This window comes from Actinomadura parmotrematis, assembly GCF_019458805.1.
Classification (GTDB): domain Bacteria; phylum Actinomycetota; class Actinomycetes; order Streptosporangiales; family Streptosporangiaceae; genus Spirillospora; species Spirillospora parmotrematis.
In genome coordinates, this window is record NZ_JAIBOA010000051.1 from 1 (window position 1) to 1,160 (window position 1,160).

1 rRNA gene is annotated in these 1,160 nt (G+C 58.0%); it reads right to left on the minus strand.

Annotated features, from left to right (window positions below):
* Positions 1 to 1,160, minus strand: a 23S ribosomal RNA gene (locus K1Y72_RS35820); the annotation flags it as partial.

A 1,160-nucleotide genomic window follows, 5' to 3' on the forward strand; every position in this document is an offset into this window, starting at 1 on the left:
GACGAGGCCCCCCTTCTCCCAAAGTTACGGGGGCAATTTGCCGAGTTCCTTAACCACAGTTCACCCGATCGCCTTGGTATTCTCTACCTGACCACCTGAGTCGGTTTAGGGTACGGGCCGCCGGTACACTCACTAGAGGCTTTTCTCGGCAGCATGGGATCACTCACTTCACCTAAAACGGCTCGGCATCACATCTCACCCTTAACGAGAGACGGATTTGCCTATCTCCCGGGCTACATGCTTACCCCAGGACAACCATCGCCTGGGCTGAGCTACCCTCCTGCGTCACCCCATCGCTCACCTACTACCACCTCGGACCGACCGCTACGCCCATCCACAGGCCCGAAGGCCCACGAAGGGTTTCAGAGTCTTAGCATCAGTGGGCTCGGCGTTGGCGCATACCAGCGGGTACGGGAATATCAACCCGTTGTCCATCGACTACGCCTGTCGGCCTCGCCTTAGGTCCCGACTTACCCTGGGCGGATTAGCCTGCCCCAGGAACCCTTGGTCATCCGGCGCACACGTTTCTCACGTGTGATGCGCTACTCATGCCTGCATTCTCACTCCCACAGCCTCCACCACTCGATCACTCGGCGGCTTCGCCGGCTGCAGGACGCTCCCCTACCCATCCATGAAAACTCATGAATGCCACGGCTTCGGCGGTGTGCTTGAGCCCCGCTACATTGTCGGCGCGGAATCACTTGACCAGTGAGCTATTACGCACTCTTTCAAGGGTGGCTGCTTCTAAGCCAACCTCCTGGTTGTCACAGCAACTCCACATCCTTTACCACTTAGCACACGCTTAGGGGCCTTAGCCGATGATCTGGGCTGTTTCCCTCTCGACTACGAAGCTTATCCCCCGCAGTCTCACTGCCGCGCTCTCACTTACCGGCATTCGGAGTTTGGCTGACGTCAGTAACCTTGTAGGGCCCATCAGCCATCCAGTAGCTCTACCTCCGGCAAGAAACACACGACGCTGCACCTAAATGCATTTCGGGGAGAACCAGCTATCACGGAGTTTGATTGGCCTTTCACCCCTAACCACAGGTCATCCCCCAGGTTTTCAACCCTGGTGGGTTCGGGCCTCCACACCGTCTTACCGGCGCTTCACCCTGCCCATGGCTAGATCACCCCGCTTCGGGTCTACAGCATGCGACTAA